A 21,949-nucleotide genomic window follows, 5' to 3' on the forward strand; every position below is an offset into this window, starting at 1 on the left:
TCGGTCGGAGGGGTGGCTTTGTAAAGCCGTTTGTCTCCACCCGCATAGCGGGTGGGTTGAAGCTGGCCGCTGCGCGCCCAGCAGACTAAAGTCTTGAACGCAAAGGAGGCCACTTAATGTGGCCTCCGTCTTGCGCAGGACTGCCCGAGCAGGCGATGTTACCCCATACGCCCGCCCAGGTCCGCCGGGATCACGACAGCTTGACGATCGGCGCAAAGCCCTTCATAAGCTTTTTGGTCTGGCCGGTCTTTTCGAATTGAACCTCGATCATGTCTCCAGCGACCGAGATCACGGTACCGGTGCCAAAGGTCTTGTGGCTCACGGTATCGCCCGCGGCAAAGTCCTGCGACGCGCTGGCGCGATCGACTTTGCGCTCCACCGTCGGCGACACCTTGGACGACGGCTTTTTGGCTCGCGGCGCGCCCGAGCCAAAGGTCGAGGCAACACGGCCGGCGTCGGGCGAGACCCCACGATGGCGCTCGGTCCCATAGCTGCTGCCGCCAAAGAAATCGTCGAAGCTCGATCCGCCGCGCGATCCGGAGCCGCCGGTCGAGCGCGTATGCGAACCGAACACCTTGCCGCCATACATATCCGAACCCATGCCCGAGCCAAAAGTGCCGTGACGGTCGCCGCGCTTCTCCCATCCCGTGCCCTCAAAACCGGCAGAGCCGATACCGCTAAACTCGATATCTTCAAACGGAATCTCGTTGAGGAAGCGCGAGCGCGGGTTGGCCGAGGTCGAGCCATAGGTACGGCGCGTTGCCGCATATGTTAGGAACAGGCGCTTGCGGGCGCGCGTGATGGCGACGTATGCCAAGCGGCGCTCTTCCTCGAGCTTGCCCGGATCGTCGCTGCCACCAAAGTCGTGCACGTGCGGGAAGATGCCCTCCTCCATGCCGGCAACGAAGACCGCCGGGAACTCCAGACCCTTGGCGGAGTGGATGGTCATCATGGTGATGGCATGCGTCTCGCCGGCCAGGGAGTCCAGGTCGGAGCGCAGGGCCAGCCACTCCATAAGGGCGGGCAGTGCCTTGCAGGTAAGCGGGCCATAAGTGCGCTCAATCTCGTCAGCATGCACGGCACCGGCCGGCAGCTCCGTCGGCGCGGCGTACGCGTTGCCCGCGATGGCGGCAGCCAGAGCATCCTGCGGAGAGAGCGCCGGAGCCGCCAGACTGTCGAGCGGATTGGAGCCAGCGGCGTCACGGGCGCCGACCAATGCCTCAAACGAGGATGCGGGTGCGGACGGTCCGGGCTCGGGCGCAGGTGCGCTCACCACGACGGGCTCGGGCTCGGCGCCTGCCGGCACATCGGCAACGCCAGCCGCACGCAGCTCTTCCAAGCTCTCGAGCGTACCCTCGATATCCTCGTGCGTCTCCTCAAACTCGGCGGCGACGCCCAGGAATTCCTGGATGTTCTCGGCGCGGCTCTCGGACTCCATGGTGCCCTCGGCGCGGAACGCCTGCAGCAGGCCCGTCTTGTCGATGATCATCTCAACGACGTCCTTGAGCTCGCCGTCCATGCGGCGGCCCTCGCGCACCAGCGCCACAAAGCTCGACAGGCCGTTGCGCACCTTGGCGCTAAACATGCCCGTCTCGGCCGTTGCGATCTCGCAGGCCTGGAAGAACGAACAGCGGTTATCGCGCGCCAGCTGCTCGATCTTTTGAATCGAGGTGGAGCCGATACCGCGGCGCGGCGTGTTAATGACGCGCTTGACGCTCATTTCGTCGGCCGGGTTCACGATCATCTTGAGGTAGGCCATGACGTCGCGGATCTCGGCACGGTCGAAGAATCGCGTGCCGCCGACGATCTTGTAGGGCACGCCCGCGCGCAGGAACATATCTTCGAGGATACGCGACTGGGCATTGGTTCGGTAGAAGACGGCGATATCGTCGTAGCTCGTGCCCTTGGAGTGCAACTTTTCGATCTCGCCGGCAATCCAGCGGCCCTCGTCGCGCTCATCGCTCGCCTGGAAGGCCTGGATCTTCTCGCCGTCGCCCTCGGCCGTAAACAGGCGCTTGTCCTTGCGCTGCGAGTTATGGCGCACCACGGCGTTGGCGGCGCTCAGGATATGACCCGTGGAGCGGTAGTTCTGCTCCAGCTTGACGGTCTTGCAGTTTTTAAAGTCCTTCTCAAAGTCCAGGATGTTGGTAATGTCGGCGCCGCGCCAGCTGTAAATGGACTGGTCGTCGTCGCCCACGACCATGAGGTTTTGGTACTTGGCGGCCAGCAGGTTGGCGATCTCGTACTGAACGTGGTTGGTGTCCTGATACTCGTCGACGCTAATGTAGCGGAAGCGCTCCTGATACTTATCGAGCACCTCGGGGCGGGTGCGCAGCAGCTCGAGCGTGCGCACGAGCAAGTCATCGAAGTCCATAGCGTTGGCGGCGCGCAGGCGGCGTTCCAGCTCCAGGTAGACCTGCGCGGCCTTTTTGTCGTTGGGGCTGTCGGCAGATTTAAGCATGTCCTCGGGGCCGATCATGGCGTTTTTGGCCGAGCTGATCTTGCTGCGGATCATGTTGATGGGGAACTGCTTTTGCTCAATGCCGAGCGCCTGCATAATGTCGCGAACCATGCGCTTGGAGTCGTCGTCATCGTAGATGGTGAACTGACCGGTGTAGCCCAGCAGGTCGGCGTCCTCGCGCAGCATGCGCACGCACATGGCATGGAACGTGCATACCCACATGCCGCGGGTACCGTTGGGGATGAGCGCCGCCAGACGCTCGCGCATCTCGGCCGCGGCCTTGTTGGTAAACGTGATGGCCAGGACCCGCCAGGGCTTAACGCCTAGGTCGCCGAGCATGTGCGCGATGCGGAAGGTCAGGACGCGGGTCTTGCCCGAGCCGGCGCCGGCAAGGACCAGCAGCGGACCCTCGGTAGTCAGGACCGCCTCGCGCTGGGCGGGGTTGAGGCTGTCGATGTCGACGAGCGGCTTGGCGGGCTTGGGCTCCGGCGCCGGGGCGTCGTAGATGTCGAGCGGAACGAGCTCGGGCTCCGGCGCGGCAGGGGCGGTGTACGCATCGAGCGGCACAGGCTCCGGCGCGGGCGGAACGGGCGCGGCGATGTTCTTTTCCCAGGGCAAGGGCTGGGTCATGGGCGACTCCTCATCTGACGGACGGCGCGCCTGCGGGCGGCGCCATAGTTTGAGCCGTACCAGTATACCGAGCCGCGCGGACACCGACGCAAATCACACCACGACTCCGCGCACCGCCACCACCCAAGCGCCCCAAATAAGTTGCGGTGAAATAGTTCCTGAAACCAGCCTTCTGGCCCCCAAACAGGAACTATTCCACCGCAACTTCGATTGGCTCGGAGGGCTAGAATATCTACCACTTCTACCCCATCCCCACATGGCAGGAGGGCCTCTGTGAAGCATAAGGTGCTCTATTACATGGTCGATGGTTCGACCGAAGCTGGCCAGGCAGCGCTCGATGCAATCGAAGGTGGCGACCAGATTGAGCTGATTGGCTGCGCGCATGAGCCTAATGTCTGTCCTACCGCCGAGCAGCTGATCGGCTGCGAGGGCTTTGTCGGCGAGTTCGGTCCCGTCGATGATGCATGTGCCGACGCCATGGCAGCCGCGGGAATGCGCATCGTCTCGAACATGTCTATCGGCCTGAACCACGTTGCCGTCGACCGGCTGGCCTCACATGGCATCACCGTCACCAACTGCCCTGGATACTGCTCGGACGACGTCGCTCAGCACGCCATCGCTTTGATGCTTGACCTGATGCGCCAAGTTACGTTTCTCAACCGCGGCGTGCGCGATGGCGCCTGGAATCCACTTGCCGGCTACACCATGCATCGCACGCAGGGCCGCACGTTGGGGCTTGTCTTTTTTGGCAGCATCGCGCGTGCTGTTGTGCCCATCGCGCAAGCGCTCGGCATGAAGGTACTGGTGTGGGCGCCGACCAAGACGGCAGAAGAGCTTGTCGCCGCCGGTTGCGCCAAGGCTCAAACGCTCGATGAACTGCTCGGCGCATCGGATATCGTCAGCCTGCATTGTCCGCTGATTCCCGAGACCGAGAGCCTCATTGGAGAGCGCGAGCTCGCACTCATGAAGCCCACGGCATTTTTGATTAACACGGCCCGCGGGCCCATCGTAGATGAGGATGCCCTGGTTACTGCCTTGGACGAGGGCATCGCCAGCGGTGGCACGCGCGGCATCTGCGGCGCCGCGCTCGACGTGCTCGCCGATGAAACCGCGCCCAACCAGGCCCTGATCGCGCACCCGCGCTGTATTGTCACGCCCCATTGTGCGTACAGCACGCAGGAAGCCTACGACACCGTCCGTCACATGTCGCTGCAGGCCGTAGTAGACAAGCTCGTCTTCAACCGCAAACCCGAACACACCGTGACCGAATAATTGGTGCAAACAAACCTGGCCCCAATGCACCAATCACGGAGCCGCCGATGTCATAGCAACGGCAGCGAGCGGCGGCCAGAGCGAACAAATTGGCATGAAAAGAGGGCGGCATAGACCTTTTGGTCATGCCGCCCTCTTTGAATGACAAGCTGTCGCTCTGGCCGCCGCGCAGCGTCAACCAAGTTACAGGCCGAGCATCGGCACCGCTACAAAGAAGTATGCAAGCACTACGATGCCCAGGATGATGCGGTAGACGCCGAAGCACTTGAAGTCGTGACGACGGACGAAGCCCATGAGCCACTTGATGGCGATGAGCGACACCACGAAGGCCACAACGCAGCCCACGCCCAGGATGGCGATCTCGTTGGCGCCAAACGTGCCGCCCTTAATGAAGTACTTGACCAGTTTGAGCGCGCTCGCACCGAACATAACGGGGATAGCCAAGAAGAACGTGAACTTGGACGCCACCGAACGCGTGCAGCCCAAAAGCAAGCCGCCGATGATGGTGGAACCGGAGCGAGACGTACCAGGCACCAGCGAAAGAACCTGGAAGCAGCCGATGCCCAGCGCGGTCTTCCAGCTCAGGTCCTCGAGCGTAGTGATGGAGCCAAAGTCCAGATCCTCGTTATCGTCCTCATCCTCGGCAACAGCCGCTGCGGGCGCTGCAAAGTGCGCACCGGCGGGACGTCCGCCCGCCACCACGGCACGCGAACCAAACGAACCGGCAACGGCCATTTCCTCGCGCTTGCTGGCGCGCCAGTTCTCGATCACGATAAACAGCACGCCGTACACGATAAGCGCCAGCGCCACGACGGGAGCGTTGTAGAAATGCTCCTCCATCCAGTCGTTGAGCGGCAGGCCGATCGCCGCGGCAGGAATACAGCCGAGCACGATCTTGCCCCACAGCACCCACGTGTCGCGACGGCCTTCCTTGCCCTTGCTGGGCGAGAACGGGTTGAGCTCGTGGAAGAACAGCACGCAGACGGCCAGAATGGCGCCGAGCTGAATCACGACCAGGAACATATTCCAGAACGTCTCGCTCACGTTCATCTTGACGAACTCGTCCACCAAGATCATATGGCCCGTCGACGAAACCGGCAACCATTCGGTGATGCCCTCGACCAGTCCCATGAAGGCAGATTTTAGAAGCTCGATAATATCCAAAGGGACCCCCTCGTTAGACACCCGCCGGTAGATGTTCTGCGGACGATGCGGGCGATGTCCCATTATCAACCGTTAGCGGCGCGCCCGCGCCTACCCTTACCAAAAAACTCGCCCGTTCACAGAATTGCGAGCGGTCAAACCGAAATCCTTGGGTATAACTGCAACAAGGTAAAGTGTCCGGCGGCCAACGCGCCCGCGCCCGCTCGACGCACGAGCCTCACGCCCGTGCGATAGACCAAGGAGGAAACCATGAACGAGGGCTACACCAAGGTATTTGTTTCGCTCGACGGTACCGAGCAGCAGGATTTTGTGCTCGCACGCGCCATCAAGGTCGCCGCAAACAACGGTGCCAAGCTGATTATTGGTCACGTGATTGACTCCACGGCGCTCGAGAGCGCCGGCTCCTACCCGGTCGACCTGGTCAACGGCCTAGAGGAGGCCTTTAACAACTCCATTGCCAAGCAGCTCGAGGAGGCCAAGGCCAATCCCGATATTCCCGAGGTCGAGGTCATGATTCGCGCCGGTCGTATTCGCGAGACGCTCAAGGACGAGATGCTCGACGTGGTCAAGCCCGACCTGGTGCTCTGCGGTGCCCGCGGCCTATCCTCGATTAAGTATGCGCTGCTGGGCTCGATTTCGACGTTCCTGCTGCGTAACACGGACTGCGACATTTTGGTCGTGAAGTAGGTTCCTTCCCGTCGGCGCAAGGCCTGCGGGGTTATCACGCCGACGTCCTCGCCGCTTCGCGGCTGCGGGATGTCGGCTTAGATAACCCCTCCCGGCCTTGCGCCTTCGTCACCGTACTTCAACGAGTTATCTGATTAAAAGATGGCGTGCTGCCCCGTTTGGGGCGGCACGTTTTGTTTGGGTGGGGCGGCACGTTTTTGTTATGGGGCGATTCTGTTTAGGCGGGTTTGTACTTCTGGAATGATCTTATCGAACATTGCTTCTGCCTCAGGGAAACCTTCTTCTTTGAGGCTGCGCGCTGCATCTCTCAGTGCGTCTGGCACCTCACTGCAGGTGTCGTTAATCATTCCGGTGACGATCCCCTGGGGCAAACCCGCCTCGGCCATTTGCCTCAACACCGACTCGCGAGTCACATCATCGATTTTTCGGCTTCCGCCAAACGAAACCCCCATCTCGCGAACGAGATTGGGATAGATCGTTGTACACAACACGTCGTAGAGCGGCGCCAACCTCACTTGCTTCCAGTCCTCGTCCCACACGAGTGACCAATTCTTAAGATGGTTGTCGCAGTTTCCTACGGCATAATCGAACAGTTGGTTATAGCCAACAAGAAACCTATCCTCCATTTGATTCGTCGACACCCTTCGTACCGCGTCGACGATAAGCCCCAGGTAATTGACGCCCGTTGGCTCATATTTAAGCTCGCGCGAAATGCCTTTTGCCTGACAAATGTCCTCCTGGTGCAGACGATTTGGAACCAGCAGCCCATCGAGCGAACGACCACCATTAGACATCGCTCGGTCAAACCGCTTCACGGCGATAATCGGTTCGGCATCTTCAACTCGAATTAGAAAGCACTCTTCGGCTGATAGATCCATCAGCGAAGCAGCTCTCACGCACATAGCTTCGCACACCGTCTCACCCGGAAATGCTTTCGACCCCGCTTTGAGGATATGCGTCGATGGGGCTGCCCCGTGGGGCAGATACCATCCATCGCATGAGTCATCACCCGCATGGTAGAGGCCGATTTTCGCCTGAGCGCCCGCAAGGGAAATTCGACTCTCGAGCGCAAGACCAAAGGCCACCTCCGCTGGCGCGTACGCCAGCTTGTTCAGCTGCTTCTCCCCTATCTCCTCATAGCCCATTTCGAGACCGTCGGCCGAAGGTTCTCGCGTCAAAATCAAAGCGCCGACGGGTTCGTTGCGAACCAAATCGAGGACCTTAAAGTAATCGCCGCGTTCCGCCCGAGCCTTTTTCTCAAGGTCTCTATTGAGCTGTCCCTCTGGAATAATGCCGGAGAAAAAGGAGCTCGTTACGTCCGGGCTGAATGTCTCGGCCGACAAGGGCAACGAGGACGAAATCGGAACCGCGTCAGCATTCTCGAGGTACTCGGGGACATAGGTGAATAGCGGAAGCCCAGCATTCTCTTCCAATATGCCAAGCAGCTGGTAGGATCCCTTAAACTCACGATGAACAAACAGCGTGCCGCCCATTATTTTCCCCTCACCTTCAGAATAAAATCGATATCCACGATGGAGGCGTAGTCGAAAATGACGCCGATTTCGACCGTTGTCCGCCCCCGCTCGATATCGCCTATCACACGAAGGCTGCGACCCGTCATAGTCGCGACGTCGCGTTGAGTTAGACCAAGTTCACGCCTTCTAAGCCTAAGGGCCTTCCCCATCTCGCCCGGATCGAAAACCATGCGTTCCGAGAAAGCAGTTTCAGACGGCTTAAGTTTGATGCGCCCATCGAGCACTTTAGTCGTTGTCACCGTTCTCATGTCGCTCCTTAGCTATGTTCCCATTCGTGAACATAGTATAGAACTGTAAAGCTATGTTCCCGAACGTGATTATAGCTTTACAAGTAATACCTATATTCACGTTCGTGAACATAGTAGCCAAAGCAATCGTCATCCTCCTAAACGGGAAGATTCCGTCGATTGCGCCACGCGGACCGGCTACTCGAAGTATTGGAACTTGTTCGTTGAGAAGGCGAAGGTTACGGTGAAGCCTTCGCCGGGCTCCGACGCTGCGGTGACGGCGATGCCCATTTTGGAGCATAGGCGTGCCACCAGGTAGAGGCCGATGCCCGTTGCGCGTTTGGTCGTGCGGCCGTTGTCGCCGGTAAAGCCCTTCTCGAACACGCGGGGCAGGTCAGCTGCGCTCACGCCGCAACCGTTGTCGGCAACGGTAAGCTCAATACGCTCGCTCGCCTGGCCTTCGTCCAGTAGCGCTCCCGAAAACGTAATCTTCGCACCGTCCTCGCGCGCGTATTTAATGCTGTTCTGAATAAGTTGGCCCAGGATAAACTCGAGCCACTTCTCGTCGGTAAAGACCTCAAAGTCGAGGTTCTCACACACCGGTGCCACGTGCGCCGCGATGAGCTCGCGCGCGTTGGCCTTAATCGCGCCCGTCACCAGGGCCTTGAGGCTCCAGCGGCGAATCAGATAGTCGCGCTCCACGACTTCCGAGCGCGCATAGTAGAGCGCCTGGTCGATGTAGCGCTCCACGCGGGCCAGCTCGCGACCCAGGTCATCCACGCGCGATAGGTCGCCTTCGCTGCCGTCCAGGTTTTCCAAGATCAGATGGGCTGCCGCCAGGGGCAACTTGGCCTCGTGGACCCAGCTCTCGATATAGTCGCGATAGTCATCGGTTTGACGGCGGCCTTCGGCTACCTCATCGCAAGCCGCCTTGCCCACGCGACGCAAGACCTCGTACTCGAGCTCGCCCTCAGCATAAGTCGGGCACTGCACCATCTCCTGCACCCATGCTGGGCTTTCCAGCTCCTCGGCCGCGCGCTCCAGCTGATGCAAAAAACGACGACGGCGCGCATACTCGATCACGATTCCGAGCATGCCAAAGATAAAGGACACGCCAACTGCCACGATTGTGATGGAAACGGGCGCCCCGGCGACCGTCAGCACAAAGCAGCTCAGCAGCACGCCGCACGTCCACACGGCGACGGGAAGCAGCGCGTCTTTAAAGAACTTGGCAAACATCATGGCCGGCCCCTAGACCGAATAGCCCTGGCCGCGGTGCGTGGTCAGATACCCCTTGATGCCGATTTTTTCGAGCGTGGTGCGCAGGCGGTTGATGTTGACGGTAAGCGTGTTGTCGTCCACGAAGGCATCGGAGTCCCACAGATCCTGCATGATAGCCGAGCGCGAAACGATCTTACCCGCGCGGCTCAGGAGCAGCGAGAGAATGCGCAGCTCGTTTTTGGTGAGCTCGGTGGCATCGCCGGTTGCCGTATTGGTGACCGTGGAGCGGGCGAGATCGAGCTCCAGTCCCTTATGGACAAGCGTGCTGCGCTCGCCTGCCGCCGCGGTGCGTCGCAGCAGGGCGTTGATGCGCGCCACGAGCACGCGGGCGCTATAGGGCTTAGGGACAAAGTCGTCCGCGCCGAGCGTCATGGCCATGACCTCGTCGATCTCGGTCGTGCGCGACGTAAGGACGATGATGGGAACCTCGGACTCGCGGCGGACTTCGTGGCAGATATGCTGGCCGTCTTTGACGGGAAGTGTGAGGTCGAGCAGTACCAGATCGGGCGTGGCCGCGAGGATATCGCGCGAGACGTGCTCGAACGATTCGCAGGCCTCGACCTCAAACCCGGCGCGCGCCAAGATGTCGGCGAGCTCGCGACGGATGGGTTCGTCGTCCTCAACGATATAGATCAGCGCCATGGATTACGCTCCCCTCTTGGTTGTCTCACAGTCATTATGGCCGCGAAGCCACCAGTGCGCGCCGCGCACGGCGCCAAGGTGACAGAACTGTTCGCGAGCGGTGGCGTTGGGCACGTCTCGCGCTCGCAACGTATACGGGGGCCAAAATGATTTTTTAATCCCCGTCCCAAAAAAAATCATTTAGCGGCGGGCGCGGAGCTTTTCGTAGCCGTCGGCAAAGAAGGCGACCGTGGCGGCGTCGGGCTCGGCGGCATCGGCGTCGGTGGCGGGAACCACGCCGTGCTCGTCGCTCACCAGGAACAGTGCGCCCTTGAGCTGAGCGGGGATATCCACGCGCGTGACCGGCATGTCCTTGGTTTGGGCCAGCTGCTCGATGAGCGTCGCCGTACCGCACAGGCACTCGTCCGCCGGCGCCACAAAGGCCAGCTCGCCGTTGTTGACGGCAGCGAGCAGCTCGGGTGCCACGCCGGTCTCGTCGGCCTCGGAGCGGGCCTCGGCAGAACGGGCGCGCAGTGCCTTGGCCGACGTGTCGGCCAGCGGCTCGTACTCCCCCACCGTCATGGCGGCATTGCCGTTCACATCGATCACCAGCATGAGCACGCCGTCGTGGGCGGTGTAGTCGCCCTCGGCAAGCGACCACTCAACGTGCTGCTTGGCCCAGCTGAGCATGTTATGGGTGAGCGGCTCGCCCTGCACCAAGCGCTCGGACAGCGCGCGGATGTGGCGGTTGAGCATGGGCACCTTTTTGTTGGACATGCGCCAACGGCAGATGAGCGCGGGCTTATCGAGCGCGAACTTCTCGACCGCCTCCTGATTGGCGCAAAAGTCCTCGTACGCACGCTGATCCTCGGCATTGCCAAACAGCTCGGCGTCATCAATCTGGGGCATGGTTGTACCTTTCGTGTTAGTCATTCCGTCCTCTTATACCAAAAAGACGGCCCTCCAAACGGAGCAGCCGTCTTTTGCAGAGATTATTTTGTCCCAGGGCGGAACTTAGTGCCTAAAGTGGCGAGCCCCGGTGAACACCATAGCAATATTGTGTTCATTGCAGGCCTGGATGCTCTCGTCGTCGCGCTTGGAGCCGCCGGGCTGAATGATGCAGGTCACGCCATGCGCGGCAAGCACGTCCACGTTGTCGCGGAACGGGAAGAACGCGTCGCTTGCGCAGGCAAAGCCGCCCTTCTCAACGCCCTCGCGCTCGCAGAAGTCCTCGGCACGCTCGCAGGCCAGCAGTGCGGAATCAACGCGGTTGGGCTGACCCGGGCCCATGCCAATGCCGGCCTTGCCCTTGGAAACCAGGATGGCGTTGGACTTGACGCCCTTGCAGACCTTCCAGGCAAACTCGAGCTCGGCCATCTCAGCGTCGGTGGGCTTGCGGTCGGTGGGGAACGTAAAGGTCGCGGGGTCCTCGGTCACATGGTCGACCTCCTGCACCAGCATGCCGCCGTCGATGGAGCGCAGCTCCACCTGGGCGCCGTGGTCCACGCCGCCGGTGGCCAGCACGCGCAGGTTGGGGCGCTTGGCCATGCGCTCGAGCGCCTCGTCGGTGTAGCTCGGGGCGATGATGACCTCGACGAACTGCTTGTTCTGGTCGGCGAAGTGCTCGACCAGCTCAAAGGGAACCTCGCGGTTGCAGGCGATGATGCCGCCGAAGGCGCTCTTGGGATCGCAGGCGAAAGCGCGGTCGTAGGCGGCCGTGATGTCCTCGGCAACGGCGGAACCGCAGGGGTTCTGATGCTTGAGGATCACGCAGGCCGGCTCGTCGAACTCGCGGACCAGGTTCCAAGCGGCGTCGGCATCCAGATAGTTGTTGTAGCTGAGCGGCTTGCCCTGGATCTGCTCGGAGCCCACGAGCGGGAACTGCGAGCTCGCGGTGTTCTCGCAGCCCTCGGCAAAACGATAGACCGTGGCCTTCTGCTGTGGGTTCTCGCCATAGCGCAGGTCGTCGACCTTTTCCAGCGAAATCTCGAGCTTGGCAGAGGTGTCCGCCACGTCGCTTGCCTGGGCGGCAAGCCAACGGGAGATAGCCGTATCGTAGGCGGCGGTAGTCTGGTAGACCTTCACCTGCAGGCGACGACGGGTGGAAAGCGTGGTGCAGCCGCCGGTCTCGTGCATCTCGGCAAGGACGGCGTCGTAGTCGGCCGGGTCGGAGATGACGGTAACGCTCGCGGCGTTCTTGGCGGCAGAGCGCAGCATGGAGGGGCCACCGATGTCGATGTGCTCGATGGCATCCGCAAAGGTGACCTCGGGGTTGGCGACGGTCTTCTCGAACTCGTACAGGTTGACGACGACCAGGTCGATCAGCTTAATGCCGTGCTGAGCGGCCTCCTGCATGTGCTGCTCGGAATCGCGGCGGGCCAGCAGCGCGCCGTGGACCTTGGGGTGCAGCGTCTTGACGCGGCCGTCCATCATCTCGGGATAGCCCGTGAACTCCTCGATGGGGGTTACGGGAACGCCCGCGTCCTCGATGGCACGAGCCGTGCCGCCCGTAGAGATAATCTCGACGCCAAAGTCGTCAACCAGCGTCCGTGCGAAATCGACGACGCCCGTCTTATCGGTAACCGAGATCAACGCGCGTGCGATCTTCACATCAGATCCCATGCAGTCCTCCTGTCTGGTACGCCGCCGTGCTCTGTGAGTCGGTGATACGTCGATCTGCAGCGCTCGCGCAGCGGCATTGAAAATACTGATTCAATGTAGCGCATCGAGCGCGACGTTGCACCCCGCAACGCACGGCTGTGCAGAAAAAGTTTGCGAGCGGGGGTTGCAGGAGCGCCGCTGAGCACGGTGAGTTGATGGAACACAGGGGCACCATAATTAGATGCCAATGGCGTGGTAGAACTGTGCTCGATATGCATCCGCAAAAGAAAGAGGCACCATGGTCTCGCGGGTTCTCTACCGACCGTTTGATACCGAAGACTTCGACGCCATCGCGCTGATTCTGCAGCAGCTTTGGCATAACAATTCGGATAACGATGAGTACAACCGCCTTGAGGCCGCGTGCGACCTCGCCTATTGCCTTTCGTCATCGACGTTTTCGCAGGTTGCCGTAATCGACGGTCAGGCGCGTGGCATTTCGCTCGCGCGTGCGGGACAGAGCTCCGGCGCCACCGTTAAGGAACATTGGATGGATACCGAGCGTACACTGCTGTCGCAGATGCGTGAGCTAGAACCCGAGTCGTGCGCCGAGTATCTCTCGTTTGTGCGCGCCACCATTCGAACCAACAACCGCCTGCTCGAGAAAAGCCCACTGCCGCATGACAATGAGGTCACGCTGCTCGCCGTCGACCCTGACGTCCACGGCCTGGGCGTGGGATCGGTGCTGCTCGACGCCGCAATCTCACATCTGTCCTCGTGCGGGGCGACCAGCGCACACCTGTATACCGATTCCAACTGCTCGTGGAAGTTCTACGAGCTGCACGGCTTTAAGCGCACGGCCACGCACCGCGCCAACCGCGAAGAGCGCCGTCACGACATGCCGCGTGAAAGCTTTCTCTACGAACTCGACCTAACAGCCTAGCCCAGGCAGCCACACCTAGTCATTTAAGTCTGTCCCCAATGAGTAGCCTTGGTGATCTGCAAATAGCTGTGGTCAAAAAACATCAAATATGAGTACTGTTACCTTTTTAGTAGCAGCGATTTGGGGCATTTTTGATGCTTGTAGGCATGACGACCAGCTGCACGAGCTGACGTAACTCCCCAAATGTTTAATAAAATGGGCTCCTAACGAGAAGTACTCTCATTAGGAGCCCATTATTATGTGCAAACATATGTGACCAACGCAGCAACAGTACTCATATTTGGCATTTTTTGTCCACTGCCCCTTGCGCGAAGGTCCTCAGCGGAAAGTTTGACCCGTTTCGATGCACAAAAAAGGGATGAATCTTCCCTGGCAACCGCCCAGAAAGATCCACCCCAAAGCAAGCGCTCACTAGAACGTTCCGCCGCCGCCTCCGCCGGCGCCGCCACCACCGCCGCCAGAGAAGCCGCCGCCGCTGCCGCCGCTCGAGCTATCGGAGCTCGAAGCCAGCTCGCGGATGGTCTCGTGGTACACATCGTTGAACGAATCGAGCGGGGACTCGTTGCCGTAGTGATGGTAATACCACCAGTAGCAGGGGTAGTTGTCGTAGAAATCGTCGCTGTTGCGCAGGTCCGCAGGCACGGCCTCGGCCAGCTGTCGCAGCACTTCTTTCGAAACGCCCAGGGCAACGCCCATCACCAGCAGCTTGTTCCACAGCACCAGATCGCCCGGGACGGCTTCCTTTAGGCGTGTGAAATCCTCGAGCCAATGCTTGAGCGCCTTGCAGCGAGCCGCCACCTCGGCGCCCTCCGGCGTGTAACGGCGGAAGGTGCAGCTCAGGACAAAGCCCACAATCACGATGGGAATCGAAATCGCAGCGGCAACGACGTTGGCCTCCGCAAAGTCGGTATAGAACAGGGAACCCAGGATGCAAAAGACAATAATGATGCCAAGAATCAAGCCGGCCACCAGGGCGACGCTACCGTCCGATGCGATAAGCTCGCGCCCTTCCAGCTTGCCCTTGACCGTGGTCTGATAGTCCTCGAGCTTGTCGCCAACAGATTCGGTGCGCTCGCTGGCGTAATCTTCCAGCTCGCTAAACGTGCGCGAACGGACGCCGTCCTTGTCGGGCTTAACGCCGGCAAAGAAGACCTTGAGTACGTCGCGATCGATGCCGTCCTTCTTGGCGGCCTTCCAGCCCTCGTCGGTCACGGTGATGCGATACGTCTGCTCCTCTTTTTCACGACGAAGCAGACCCTTCTTCTTGGTCTCGATCGCCTCTTCCAGCTTGATCACGCGATCGTCGGTAAGCTTCATAAGCGTGGCGATATATGCCTGGTCGGGCACATCATTCCAGGCCATGAGGGCCGCCAGCACGGCAGGATGGTCGGCCGAGGGCACATCGCGGAAGTAATCGTCCTGGAAGAGCGGCTTGGGCTTGGGGCGACGCAGTTTGAGCATCACGATCGCACCGGTATAGGCAACTGCCACGACAACACACACTACGGCAATCGCGCTGGCAACCGCACGCGCGTGCTCGCGGCGGGCGTTGGCCTCGTCGGCCCATTCCTTCTCTTCGCTCAGAATCGTCGACATGCGCTCTTCGCCCGAGGCGGCAAGCTGCGGCACCCAGTCGCTGGGGAAGGCGACGCGCGCCTCGGCGAACTCGCCCTCATGCACGCACGGAATGGTATAGGTGACCATGGGTTCGCTCTCGTCGAGCGACACGTCGCCCGTCAGCGGACCGTGGCCCCACGCGCGGAAGTTATCGCCCTTGACGGCCGCCGTCCCCGCGGCGGCGTTTGCGAAGTAGACTTCCATCTCGACGTCATCAGAATCCGCCGACCAGCCGTCGCCCACAAACTTCCAGTAGAGCTCGGCGGTGTCGGACCAGTTCATGACCGCACCGGTCATGGTGTAGCTCACGTAAAAGATCGCGCTGTCGCCACTCTCGTGGGGACTGAATACCTTGATCCTTACGCCGTCGCCGGACTGCTCCACCGTGTAAACACCGTTGTCGCCCTTGTTTGCGCTGTCGACCTTGTTAAACGCGGTGTCGTCTTCCTCGACGCTCAGCACATCGACCCCCACCGAACCTCCTTGCTGGTTGGAGCCCGTATTGATATCCCAATACACGCCGTTGATGTCGTCGTCAAAATCGAACTGACGTCCCTCGACAACGGTCAGCGAGCCATCGGCCTCGACCGTGGCGCCGATATAGGTTTGGCTCATGGAATAGCCGTCGGCATGGGCGACGGCGGGCAGCAGCAACAGTGCGCACGCAACAAGCGCGCAGACGGAAGCGAATCGCGCAAATAGGCGGCGCTGCCGACAGGGTTTGGCAACGGGGGCGTTCATAGGCACATCCTTTGTCTGTGATACCAGTAACGCTATTGTCCCACGTTTGTGAGCTCGCGACGCGAGCTTCTAGGTCAGCGGAGTACCAAACGGGACAAAAGTCACGCCCACGGGTAGTCGTTGGGGACGCTCTTAAACAACTAGCCATTTGGGACAATCTTTGGCTGAGCCCATGACCGGAGGATAATACCACTTCATAGCTCCGTCACAGGTGTAGCGGCTTTGTGTGGGCGCGGCGTGAGCCGATTAAGCCGGCGAGCGAGGGGCATAAAGCAGTTGAGCGAAAACGGTTTGCCCCTTTGCCGTTCGCTTGAGGATCATGTCCCCCTTTTCCGCGGAAACCCCGGCAGTTGCGAAGAGCTGCCGGGGTTTCTGTCGTCTAAGGTGCTGAGTTGATAGACAGAAATCAAAGCACCGAGTCTGCGGCCCGCCATACGCCATGCAGGGGCCTCGACAACTTGCGAGCCACGGCAACGCCTTCCCTACCGTGCCCCGCGCTATACTCGTCCGCATGGATATCAAAACACGCAACATACCAACGCTCTCCGCGGACGCGCCAACGACGCTGCTCGCCCCCGCCCTCGCGCCCGTCGTGGGCCGCTTCGCCCCATCGCCCTCGGGCCGCATGCACCTGGGCAACGTCTTCAGCTGCCTGTGCGCGTGGCTTTCGGCCCGCAGTCAGGGCGGCCGCATCGTATTGCGCATCGAGGACCTGGACGATCGCTGCAAACGGCCGGAACTCGCTGCCCAGCTCATCGATGACCTGGCCTGGCTGGGGCTCGAGTGGGACGAAGGCCCCTACTACCAGCACGATCGCCTGGATCTATACGAGACCGCGCTGCACAAGCTGCAGAACGCCGGCCTCACCTATCCCTGCTTTTGCACGCGCGCCGAGCTCCACGCCGCGAGCGCGCCGCACGCCAGCGACGGCACGCCCATCTACCGCGGTGCCTGCCGAGGTCTTTCTGCCGAAGAGGTCGCCCGCCGCAGCGCCCTGCGCGCCCCGGCCACACGTCTGCGCGTTCCCGCCGTCGACGACCTCGCGGACGACGTGGTCGAGTTTGTGGACCGTACGTACGGCGCCCAGTGCGAGGCGCTCGCCACCGAGTGCGGCGACTTTTTGGTACGCCGCAGCGACGGCGTGTTTGCCTACCAGCTGGCTGTTGTGGTCGACGATGCCGCCATGGGCGTCACCGAGGTCGTGCGCGGATGCGACCTGCTGGGCTCCACGCCGCGCCAAATCTATCTTCAGCATCTACTGGGACTGCCCACGCCGCACTACGCACACATCCCGCTGCTCATGTCACCGGACGGCCGCCGCCTTTCCAAGCGCGATCGCGACCTGGACCTGGGCGAACTACGCACCCGCTTTGGCACGCCCGAAGCACTGCTCGGCTGGCTCGCCGGACAAACAGGCATCGCACCGGACACCATGCCCCGCTCCGCCGAGCAGCTCGTCGAGCACTTTAGCTGGGATGTTATCCGCGAGCACCGCGAGAACATCACCATAACGGCCGCATAGCCAAACGCCCCGACCCCTTCACGCCCACCCCTCGACGAGTGCATAATCCTGCGTCTTGTTATGTACGGAATAATTCCGTACAATGAAGCAAAGGAGGTTTTACCATGCCAACGATTGAAAAGCAGCGCCGTATGGATCTAAGGCTGACCGAGCGTCAACGCCTTACTTACGAGCGCGCCGCGGCCTTGCGCGGGCAAACTCTCACCCAATGGGCCACGGCTCACCTTGACGAGAGCTCCGCACGTGACATCGCCGAGGCGTCAACAACCTATCTTTCTCCTGATGGTTTTGATGCATTTTGCGAAATGCTCGATTCGCCCATGCCTCAAGCCGCAAAAGCGTTGCTTGACCGTAAAGCGATTTGGGAATGAGCACGTTTACCAAGCCCGTTCAACTCCCCGTTGGCCAAGGCATCGAAGCTTTCCACTGTGGAAATACTCTTGTAGACGGATGGGCTAAAAACAGATCGGCCTCGGCGCGAAAAAGAGGGTCAGCGGTTATATACGCATCGTATTGCGACGGCGCAGTCGCTGGGTTCTATACGCTATGCACGCACTCCGTAGCCCGCGAAAATGTTGATGGAGGATGGTTCGTGCGAAACTCCCCTTCCCAAGTTCCCGCAGTGTTGCTTGGAATGATGGGGGTTGACGAGAAGTTCAAGGGGCTTGGTCTTGGGGCATCACTGCTCAAAGATGCCATCGAGAATGCCCTGAAAATTTCTGCCCTGGCAGGAGCGCGAGCTTTGATTGTCGATCCAGTAGATGATGAGGCTGCAGCGTTCTATGCGCATTTTGGCTTTGTAACCCTACCCGGCACCAACCGAATGGCGCTGAAACTCTAAACCGTCGGCGACATCTCCTCCGGCTCGCAGTATGTCTTAAGTTACCCTGCAGATAATCACCATTGCCGAAATGTAGGGTAACTACCCAAGACATCGTATGAAAAGCTCGCTACGCCCCTCCCCTACACAGCATCCCAGGGCTGGAGCTCGTCACCAAGGCGGACGATGCGATCGTAGAGCACGGTGTGGCGCTCGGCCGGGTTTGCATCCCGATGAAAATGCCCGTAATACCAACGCTTGTAGTCCAAGCGGTCCTCCAGCTCATCGAAAAACGCCGTAAGCCGGTCAACCTCAGGACGATCCCACCCGGGCGCCGGATAGAGCGTGGGCGAGAGCATGCGCGTGGAGCAGGTGTGAGTGATTACGTAGTCGACCTTCCAGCCCACACTGTCGAGCTTTGCCCGCGCCTCATCAAAGTTGCGCTCGTCCGGGAGCTCCTGCGGCCACCAGCTCGAATACGGTATGCGATACTCCTTGTCCACGCTCGTGGCGCCGCCCATGGTAAAGATTGTTGAGCCATCGAGCTCAAAGACCTCGCCGCGCGTCAGGCGCCGTATGGGCGAGGTATCCGACAGACGCTGGGTCAGGCCGCCGTGCCACAACTCCATGGGGCGCTCCGCCCAATGGTCGAAGCGCTCGTGGTTGCCGTCGACAAACAGCACCGTATAGGGGCGAGACTCCAGCCACGCGATATCGGCGCATTCCTCGGCGGAGAAATCCCACGGAAAACCAAAGTCGCCCGCGACAATCAGATAGTCGTCGCTCGTCAGACTATCCCCAAGTTCCCAATCGCGGAGCTTTTGCATGTCGATGCCACCGTGGACATCGCCCGCCACATAGACCGTCATCGGATCACCACTTCCCTCTTATATGCCTCGAGATCGTGTTCGATCTGCTCGTCGTCCGTGGCGTTGACCCACCACGGCCATTTAACGCAACACGCCGGCTCGTCGACCTGCGCAAACCACGACTTGAGCTCCTCCAGGCTCACCGGGGTGTAGCCGTTGGCGTCCACACCCACGTCATAGCGCAGCAGCCCCTGCCTGAGGTTGAACCTGTTGTACGCGCCGCCGCAACTGTGGATATGCCCGTGAAGATGCCAGCCACCGTGCGACATACCCTGCCAGTCGACCATAGGGTAGTGGCTCAGCACGATTTTTTGGCGGTCGATCTTGAGCACGCAAATGGGTGGCTCGACGATAAAGGCATCCGCTACCGCAGGCTGCGTCCAGTCTTTGTCGTGGTTGCCGGGCAGCAGATGAACGCGCTTGCATGCGATGCTTTTGCGCAGCTCGTAGGCCTCTTGAACCGTCATCTTAAAGCTGAAGTCACCCAAAATGTAAAGCTCGTCGTCCACAGCGACCTTGCTATTAACGCTCGCGACCATGGCGTCGTTCATCTGCGCAACAGTCGACCAAGGCCTGTCGGCGAGCCGTAGCATGTTCTCGTGTCCAAAGTGAGTATCGCTGGTAAACCAAATCAAGGGGACCTCCTAACGCTGCGGTGCATCCATTCTTTAGGGCTTACCCTTCGTTCTTCCATCCAAACGGGTCAAACACCCAAAAAATCAGATCGAGCACGCCGCCGGTCGCCATGGCACCGGCAAGGGCCATGCAAACGTGCAGTGAGCTGGCGCTTCGAAGCACGTCGAACGGCCCCAGGACGGCGAACAGCCCGACCGCCGCGCCGGCCATGCACAGCGCGAGGCACGGCGCCGCGTCCTTAACGCATTTCTTCGCGAGATGCTTGGTGTTGTCACTCATCGATATCGAACTCCTTAGAGGGTCGCTGTTCTGGTGCATGCCGCCGCGACAGAGCATGGCGGCAGGTTAAGTGTCACATGGCGTGCGGACACGTTTTTGGCCTCCACAGTAAAAAACGGTGCGCGCCGCGTGGGACCTTCTTGCCCCCTACGGTGCGCGCCGAAAATGGTCCGCTTCCCCTCTGTCCCTAACGGGTCAGCTGGCGGCGCTTATCGGACAGGAAGACACCGGCGGCCACCAGGACCGTGCCGCCGATAACGAAGGTCTCACCCAGCAGGTCGGACGTATCGCCCGTGGCAGGCATCGCCGTCTGCCGCGTCGCGGCCTCGGTTGTTGCCACCGCATGTTTGGCCTGGTACGTCACTTGCGTGGTGGGCTGGGCCTGCTCGCCATTCCCGTGCTCGGCGGCCTCTTGGCGAGCGATCTCGGCGTTGAGCTCGACAATAGCCTGATCGAGCTCGGACTTGGCGGCGGTGTAGTTTGCAAGCGCCTCCAAGTATGCCGGCGCCACAGCAGCCGTCGCAGCCGTGGCAGCATCGAGCTCGGCCTTGGCGGCCGCGGCGCGCTCGGCGGCATCGTGAGCCGCAGCAATCTTGGCGTTGAGCGCCTCGTCCGCATCGTCAGCGCTGCCGTTGGCAATGGCTTCGGCAAGATTGATCCCGCGCAGACGGGCAGCCGCGGCGGCAGAGGCATCGCGGGCGGCAGCCGCATCCGTCACAGCATCGTCAGCCTCCACCACGTCGTACTCGGCATCCATCACGGCATGCGCCGCAGCATCGAGCGCGGCATCGGCAGCGGCTTTGCCCTCGGTAGCCTTGGTAAGCGATGCGGCAGCATTCTTAAGCTGAGAGGCGCGGGCGGCAGCCGCGTCAGACTTTGTCTGAGCCGTTGCCACGGCGGCGTCGGCATCGCTCGCAGCCTGCTGTGCCATATCGAGCTCCGTCTGCACGGCAGCAGCATCGATGTCTGCCTGATCGGCATCGCCTTGGGCGGCAGCAAGTTCGGCCTCCGCCCCGCGCTGATTGGCACGAGCGTCTTCGAGTGCAGACGATGCCGCATCAAACGCACGCTGAGCTGCAGCAACATCGGCCGAGTACGCCGCCAGCTCGTCCTGAGCAGCAGCAAGCGCGCCCTCCTTGTCGCCAACACCGGCACGAGCGGCATCCAGCGCACGCTTGGCGGAAGCCACCTTGCCTTTGGCACTGTCGAGCTCGCCAGACTTGGCAGCCACGACGTCCTGCGCTGTTGTCACAGCAGCGTTGGCAGCACTCAAATCGGCGCGGGCATCGCTGACGGCACGCACGGCGGCGTCAACTGCAGCCTGCTTCTGCTCCACGGCGGCCTGGGCCTCAGAAACCCTGGTCACAGCAGCATCAACATCAGCGGAAGCGGCGTCGACCTGCGCCTGCTTCGCGGCAACTGCCTGCGATGCTGCGTCCACTTTGTTGGCGGCATCGTCGGCAACGCCCTGCGCCGCAGCAAGCTCCTTACATGAGTTGCTTGCCCGGTTTGTCCTGGCATATCTGTCGTCCGACGAGGGACAGAAAACTGGCAGACACCTCGCACGGAGATGCGCTTGTGCAACTTGCCCCCAAAGACCTCCGAAGCATGACCGTACCCGTTCCCAGCCAACCGGAACAGAAGCGCTACGCGCAAGAGCACGAAGCAAAACAGCGCTCCTACGAGGACGCTCTTAAGAAGGCGGAGCATTACGCCGCGAGCAAGGGAACGATGCAGGGCTGGGATCGGCAGCCTGCTTGGACTTTTCCCGGCAGCCTGCCGATCGGTCGCGCCGTTCAGTGCAGCGGCTAAAGACTGTCATCAATCAAAATTCGGGCTCCTCAGACGGCGACGCATGCCATGGGAACCGCCTTTCTGTTGGCGCCGAGGATAGTATACGGTCGCGCTGGCGCGCCCGGGAGATTCCATGCGTAAGCGGGCCCGTGACGCGGATAGAAGATGGGGCAAGGGAATTGACGGTGAGGAGGTAGCTATGAGCGTCTGGAGGGAGCCGGGTGCGGACGCGAGGTGTCTGTGCGACGACGG

20 protein-coding genes are annotated in these 21,949 nt (G+C 61.0%); 7 read left to right on the forward strand and 13 right to left on the reverse strand.

The genetic code is table 11. The features are described from left to right. Nucleotides 1–190 precede the first annotated feature (190 nt). Nucleotides 191–3,091 (reverse strand): ATP-dependent helicase, encoded by a 2,901-nt coding sequence (locus tag I2G43_RS10185; protein ID WP_195536059.1) that lies wholly within the window; start codon nt 3,089–3,091, stop codon nt 191–193. 273 nt (nt 3,092–3,364) lie between these two features. On the opposite strand from I2G43_RS10185, the gene I2G43_RS10190 reads away from it, so the two are divergent. Beyond that, nucleotides 3,365–4,363, forward strand: coding sequence for an NAD(P)-dependent oxidoreductase (locus I2G43_RS10190; protein WP_195536060.1), 999 nt, complete (start codon nt 3,365–3,367; stop codon nt 4,361–4,363). Between the two features lie 183 nt (nt 4,364–4,546). Here I2G43_RS10190 and I2G43_RS10195 read toward each other — a convergent pair whose 3' ends face one another. Then, nucleotides 4,547–5,527: an undecaprenyl-diphosphate phosphatase gene (locus tag I2G43_RS10195; RefSeq protein WP_195536061.1), complete on the reverse strand. Its 981-nt coding sequence runs from the start codon at nt 5,525–5,527 to the stop codon at nt 4,547–4,549. A gap of 249 nt (nt 5,528–5,776) precedes the next feature. On the opposite strand from I2G43_RS10195, the gene I2G43_RS10200 reads away from it, so the two are divergent. Then, nucleotides 5,777–6,214 carry a universal stress protein gene (locus I2G43_RS10200; RefSeq protein ID WP_055251269.1) on the forward strand — a complete coding sequence of 146 codons (438 nt, stop codon included), beginning with the start codon at nt 5,777–5,779 and terminating at the stop codon, nt 6,212–6,214. Between the two features lie 200 nt (nt 6,215–6,414). Here I2G43_RS10200 and I2G43_RS10205 read toward each other — a convergent pair whose 3' ends face one another. From I2G43_RS10205 to purH, 6 genes are all read right to left on the reverse strand, one after another. Beyond that, nucleotides 6,415–7,707 (reverse strand): HipA domain-containing protein, encoded by a 1,293-nt coding sequence (locus I2G43_RS10205; RefSeq protein ID WP_195536062.1) that lies wholly within the window; start codon nt 7,705–7,707, stop codon nt 6,415–6,417. Beyond that, on the reverse strand, nt 7,707–7,997 hold the full coding sequence (locus I2G43_RS10210; protein ID WP_195363296.1) for a helix-turn-helix domain-containing protein: 291 nt from the start codon (nt 7,995–7,997) through the stop codon (nt 7,707–7,709). The genes I2G43_RS10205 and I2G43_RS10210 overlap by 1 nt, the downstream gene beginning before the upstream one ends. A 177-nt stretch (nt 7,998–8,174) precedes the next feature. Beyond that, nucleotides 8,175–9,218 (reverse strand): sensor histidine kinase, encoded by a 1,044-nt coding sequence (locus I2G43_RS10215; protein WP_195536063.1) that lies wholly within the window; start codon nt 9,216–9,218, stop codon nt 8,175–8,177. Between the two features lie 9 nt (nt 9,219–9,227). Continuing rightward, entirely contained in the window at nt 9,228–9,899 is a 672-nt protein-coding gene (locus I2G43_RS10220) for a response regulator transcription factor (RefSeq protein WP_195536064.1), read from the reverse strand. 180 nt (nt 9,900–10,079) lie between these two features. Beyond that, entirely contained in the window at nt 10,080–10,787 is a 708-nt protein-coding gene (locus I2G43_RS10225; protein ID WP_229071812.1) for a hypothetical protein, read from the reverse strand. A gap of 105 nt (nt 10,788–10,892) precedes the next feature. After that, nucleotides 10,893–12,500, reverse strand: a complete 1,608-nt coding sequence (gene purH, locus I2G43_RS10230) for a bifunctional phosphoribosylaminoimidazolecarboxamide formyltransferase/IMP cyclohydrolase (protein WP_195536066.1) — start codon at nt 12,498–12,500, stop codon at nt 10,893–10,895. 277 nt (nt 12,501–12,777) lie between these two features. On the opposite strand from purH, the gene I2G43_RS10235 reads away from it, so the two are divergent. Continuing rightward, nucleotides 12,778–13,419, forward strand: a complete 642-nt coding sequence (locus I2G43_RS10235) for a GNAT family N-acetyltransferase (RefSeq protein WP_195536067.1) — start codon at nt 12,778–12,780, stop codon at nt 13,417–13,419. A 411-nt stretch (nt 13,420–13,830) separates the two neighbouring features. On the opposite strand, the gene I2G43_RS10240 is transcribed toward I2G43_RS10235, so the two are convergent. Beyond that, nucleotides 13,831–15,777, reverse strand: a complete 1,947-nt coding sequence (locus tag I2G43_RS10240; RefSeq protein ID WP_195536068.1) for a DUF2207 domain-containing protein — start codon at nt 15,775–15,777, stop codon at nt 13,831–13,833. A 511-nt stretch (nt 15,778–16,288) separates the two neighbouring features. On the opposite strand from I2G43_RS10240, the gene gluQRS reads away from it, so the two are divergent. The 3 genes from gluQRS to I2G43_RS10255 all read left to right on the forward strand — a co-directional run bounded on the left by gluQRS (nt 16,289) and on the right by I2G43_RS10255 (nt 18,140). Then, a complete protein-coding gene (gene gluQRS / locus I2G43_RS10245; protein WP_267473464.1) occupies nt 16,289–17,299 on the forward strand; it encodes a tRNA glutamyl-Q(34) synthetase GluQRS in 1,011 nt (336 codons plus the stop codon). A 104-nt stretch (nt 17,300–17,403) separates the two neighbouring features. Continuing rightward, entirely contained in the window at nt 17,404–17,670 is a 267-nt protein-coding gene (locus tag I2G43_RS10250; RefSeq protein WP_089572439.1) for a DUF1778 domain-containing protein, read from the forward strand. After that, nucleotides 17,667–18,140: a GNAT family N-acetyltransferase gene (locus tag I2G43_RS10255; protein ID WP_195536069.1), complete on the forward strand. Its 474-nt coding sequence runs from the start codon at nt 17,667–17,669 to the stop codon at nt 18,138–18,140. Before I2G43_RS10250 ends, I2G43_RS10255 begins: the two co-directional genes overlap by 4 nt. A 122-nt stretch (nt 18,141–18,262) precedes the next feature. Here I2G43_RS10255 and I2G43_RS10260 read toward each other — a convergent pair whose 3' ends face one another. The 4 genes from I2G43_RS10260 to I2G43_RS10275 form a co-directional block, all read right to left on the reverse strand. Beyond that, on the reverse strand, nt 18,263–18,988 hold the full coding sequence (locus I2G43_RS10260; RefSeq protein WP_195536070.1) for a metallophosphoesterase: 726 nt from the start codon (nt 18,986–18,988) through the stop codon (nt 18,263–18,265). Continuing rightward, nucleotides 18,985–19,623 carry a metallophosphoesterase gene (locus I2G43_RS10265; protein ID WP_195536071.1) on the reverse strand — a complete coding sequence of 213 codons (639 nt, stop codon included), beginning with the start codon at nt 19,621–19,623 and terminating at the stop codon, nt 18,985–18,987. The genes I2G43_RS10260 and I2G43_RS10265 overlap by 4 nt, the downstream gene beginning before the upstream one ends. Nucleotides 19,624–19,663: 40 nt before the next feature. Next, the gene (locus I2G43_RS10270; protein WP_195536072.1) at nt 19,664–19,903 is read right to left on the reverse strand and encodes a hypothetical protein; all 240 of its coding nucleotides are present in this window, start codon (nt 19,901–19,903) and stop codon (nt 19,664–19,666) included. Nucleotides 19,904–20,090: 187 nt separating this feature from the next. Beyond that, on the reverse strand, nt 20,091–21,344 hold the full coding sequence (locus I2G43_RS10275; RefSeq protein ID WP_195536073.1) for a hypothetical protein: 1,254 nt from the start codon (nt 21,342–21,344) through the stop codon (nt 20,091–20,093). A gap of 167 nt (nt 21,345–21,511) precedes the next feature. On the opposite strand from I2G43_RS10275, the gene I2G43_RS10280 reads away from it, so the two are divergent. Then, complete coding sequence (locus tag I2G43_RS10280; RefSeq protein ID WP_195536074.1) at nt 21,512–21,715, forward strand: hypothetical protein; 204 nt, start codon at nt 21,512–21,514, stop codon at nt 21,713–21,715. Nucleotides 21,716–21,949 lie beyond the last annotated feature (234 nt).

It is taken from the genome of Collinsella aerofaciens (genome assembly GCF_015557435.1).
Classification (GTDB): Bacteria; Actinomycetota; Coriobacteriia; order Coriobacteriales; family Coriobacteriaceae; genus Collinsella; species Collinsella aerofaciens_Z.

Coding starts and splice junctions, on each gene's coding strand:
- I2G43_RS10185 (WP_195536059.1), bottom strand. CDS start 3,091: ATGACCCAGCCCTTGCCCTGGGAAAAGAACATCGCCGCGCCCGTTCCG.
- I2G43_RS10200 (WP_055251269.1), top strand. CDS start 5,777: ATGAACGAGGGCTACACCAAGGTATTTGTTTCGCTCGACGGTACCGAG.
- I2G43_RS10205 (WP_195536062.1), bottom strand. CDS start 7,707: ATGGGCGGCACGCTGTTTGTTCATCGTGAGTTTAAGGGATCCTACCAG.
- I2G43_RS10210 (WP_195363296.1), bottom strand. CDS start 7,997: ATGAGAACGGTGACAACGACTAAAGTGCTCGATGGGCGCATCAAACTT.
- I2G43_RS10215 (WP_195536063.1), bottom strand. CDS start 9,218: ATGATGTTTGCCAAGTTCTTTAAAGACGCGCTGCTTCCCGTCGCCGTG.
- I2G43_RS10220 (WP_195536064.1), bottom strand. CDS start 9,899: ATGGCGCTGATCTATATCGTTGAGGACGACGAACCCATCCGTCGCGAG.
- I2G43_RS10225 (WP_229071812.1), bottom strand. CDS start 10,787: ATGCCCCAGATTGATGACGCCGAGCTGTTTGGCAATGCCGAGGATCAG.
- purH (WP_195536066.1), bottom strand. CDS start 12,500: ATGGGATCTGATGTGAAGATCGCACGCGCGTTGATCTCGGTTACCGAT.
- I2G43_RS10235 (WP_195536067.1), top strand. CDS start 12,778: ATGGTCTCGCGGGTTCTCTACCGACCGTTTGATACCGAAGACTTCGAC.
- I2G43_RS10240 (WP_195536068.1), bottom strand. CDS start 15,777: ATGAACGCCCCCGTTGCCAAACCCTGTCGGCAGCGCCGCCTATTTGCG.
- gluQRS (WP_267473464.1), top strand. CDS start 16,289: ATGGATATCAAAACACGCAACATACCAACGCTCTCCGCGGACGCGCCA.
- I2G43_RS10250 (WP_089572439.1), top strand. CDS start 17,404: ATGCCAACGATTGAAAAGCAGCGCCGTATGGATCTAAGGCTGACCGAG.
- I2G43_RS10255 (WP_195536069.1), top strand. CDS start 17,667: ATGAGCACGTTTACCAAGCCCGTTCAACTCCCCGTTGGCCAAGGCATC.
- I2G43_RS10260 (WP_195536070.1), bottom strand. CDS start 18,988: ATGACGGTCTATGTGGCGGGCGATGTCCACGGTGGCATCGACATGCAA.
- I2G43_RS10270 (WP_195536072.1), bottom strand. CDS start 19,903: ATGAGTGACAACACCAAGCATCTCGCGAAGAAATGCGTTAAGGACGCG.
- I2G43_RS10280 (WP_195536074.1), top strand. CDS start 21,512: ATGACCGTACCCGTTCCCAGCCAACCGGAACAGAAGCGCTACGCGCAA.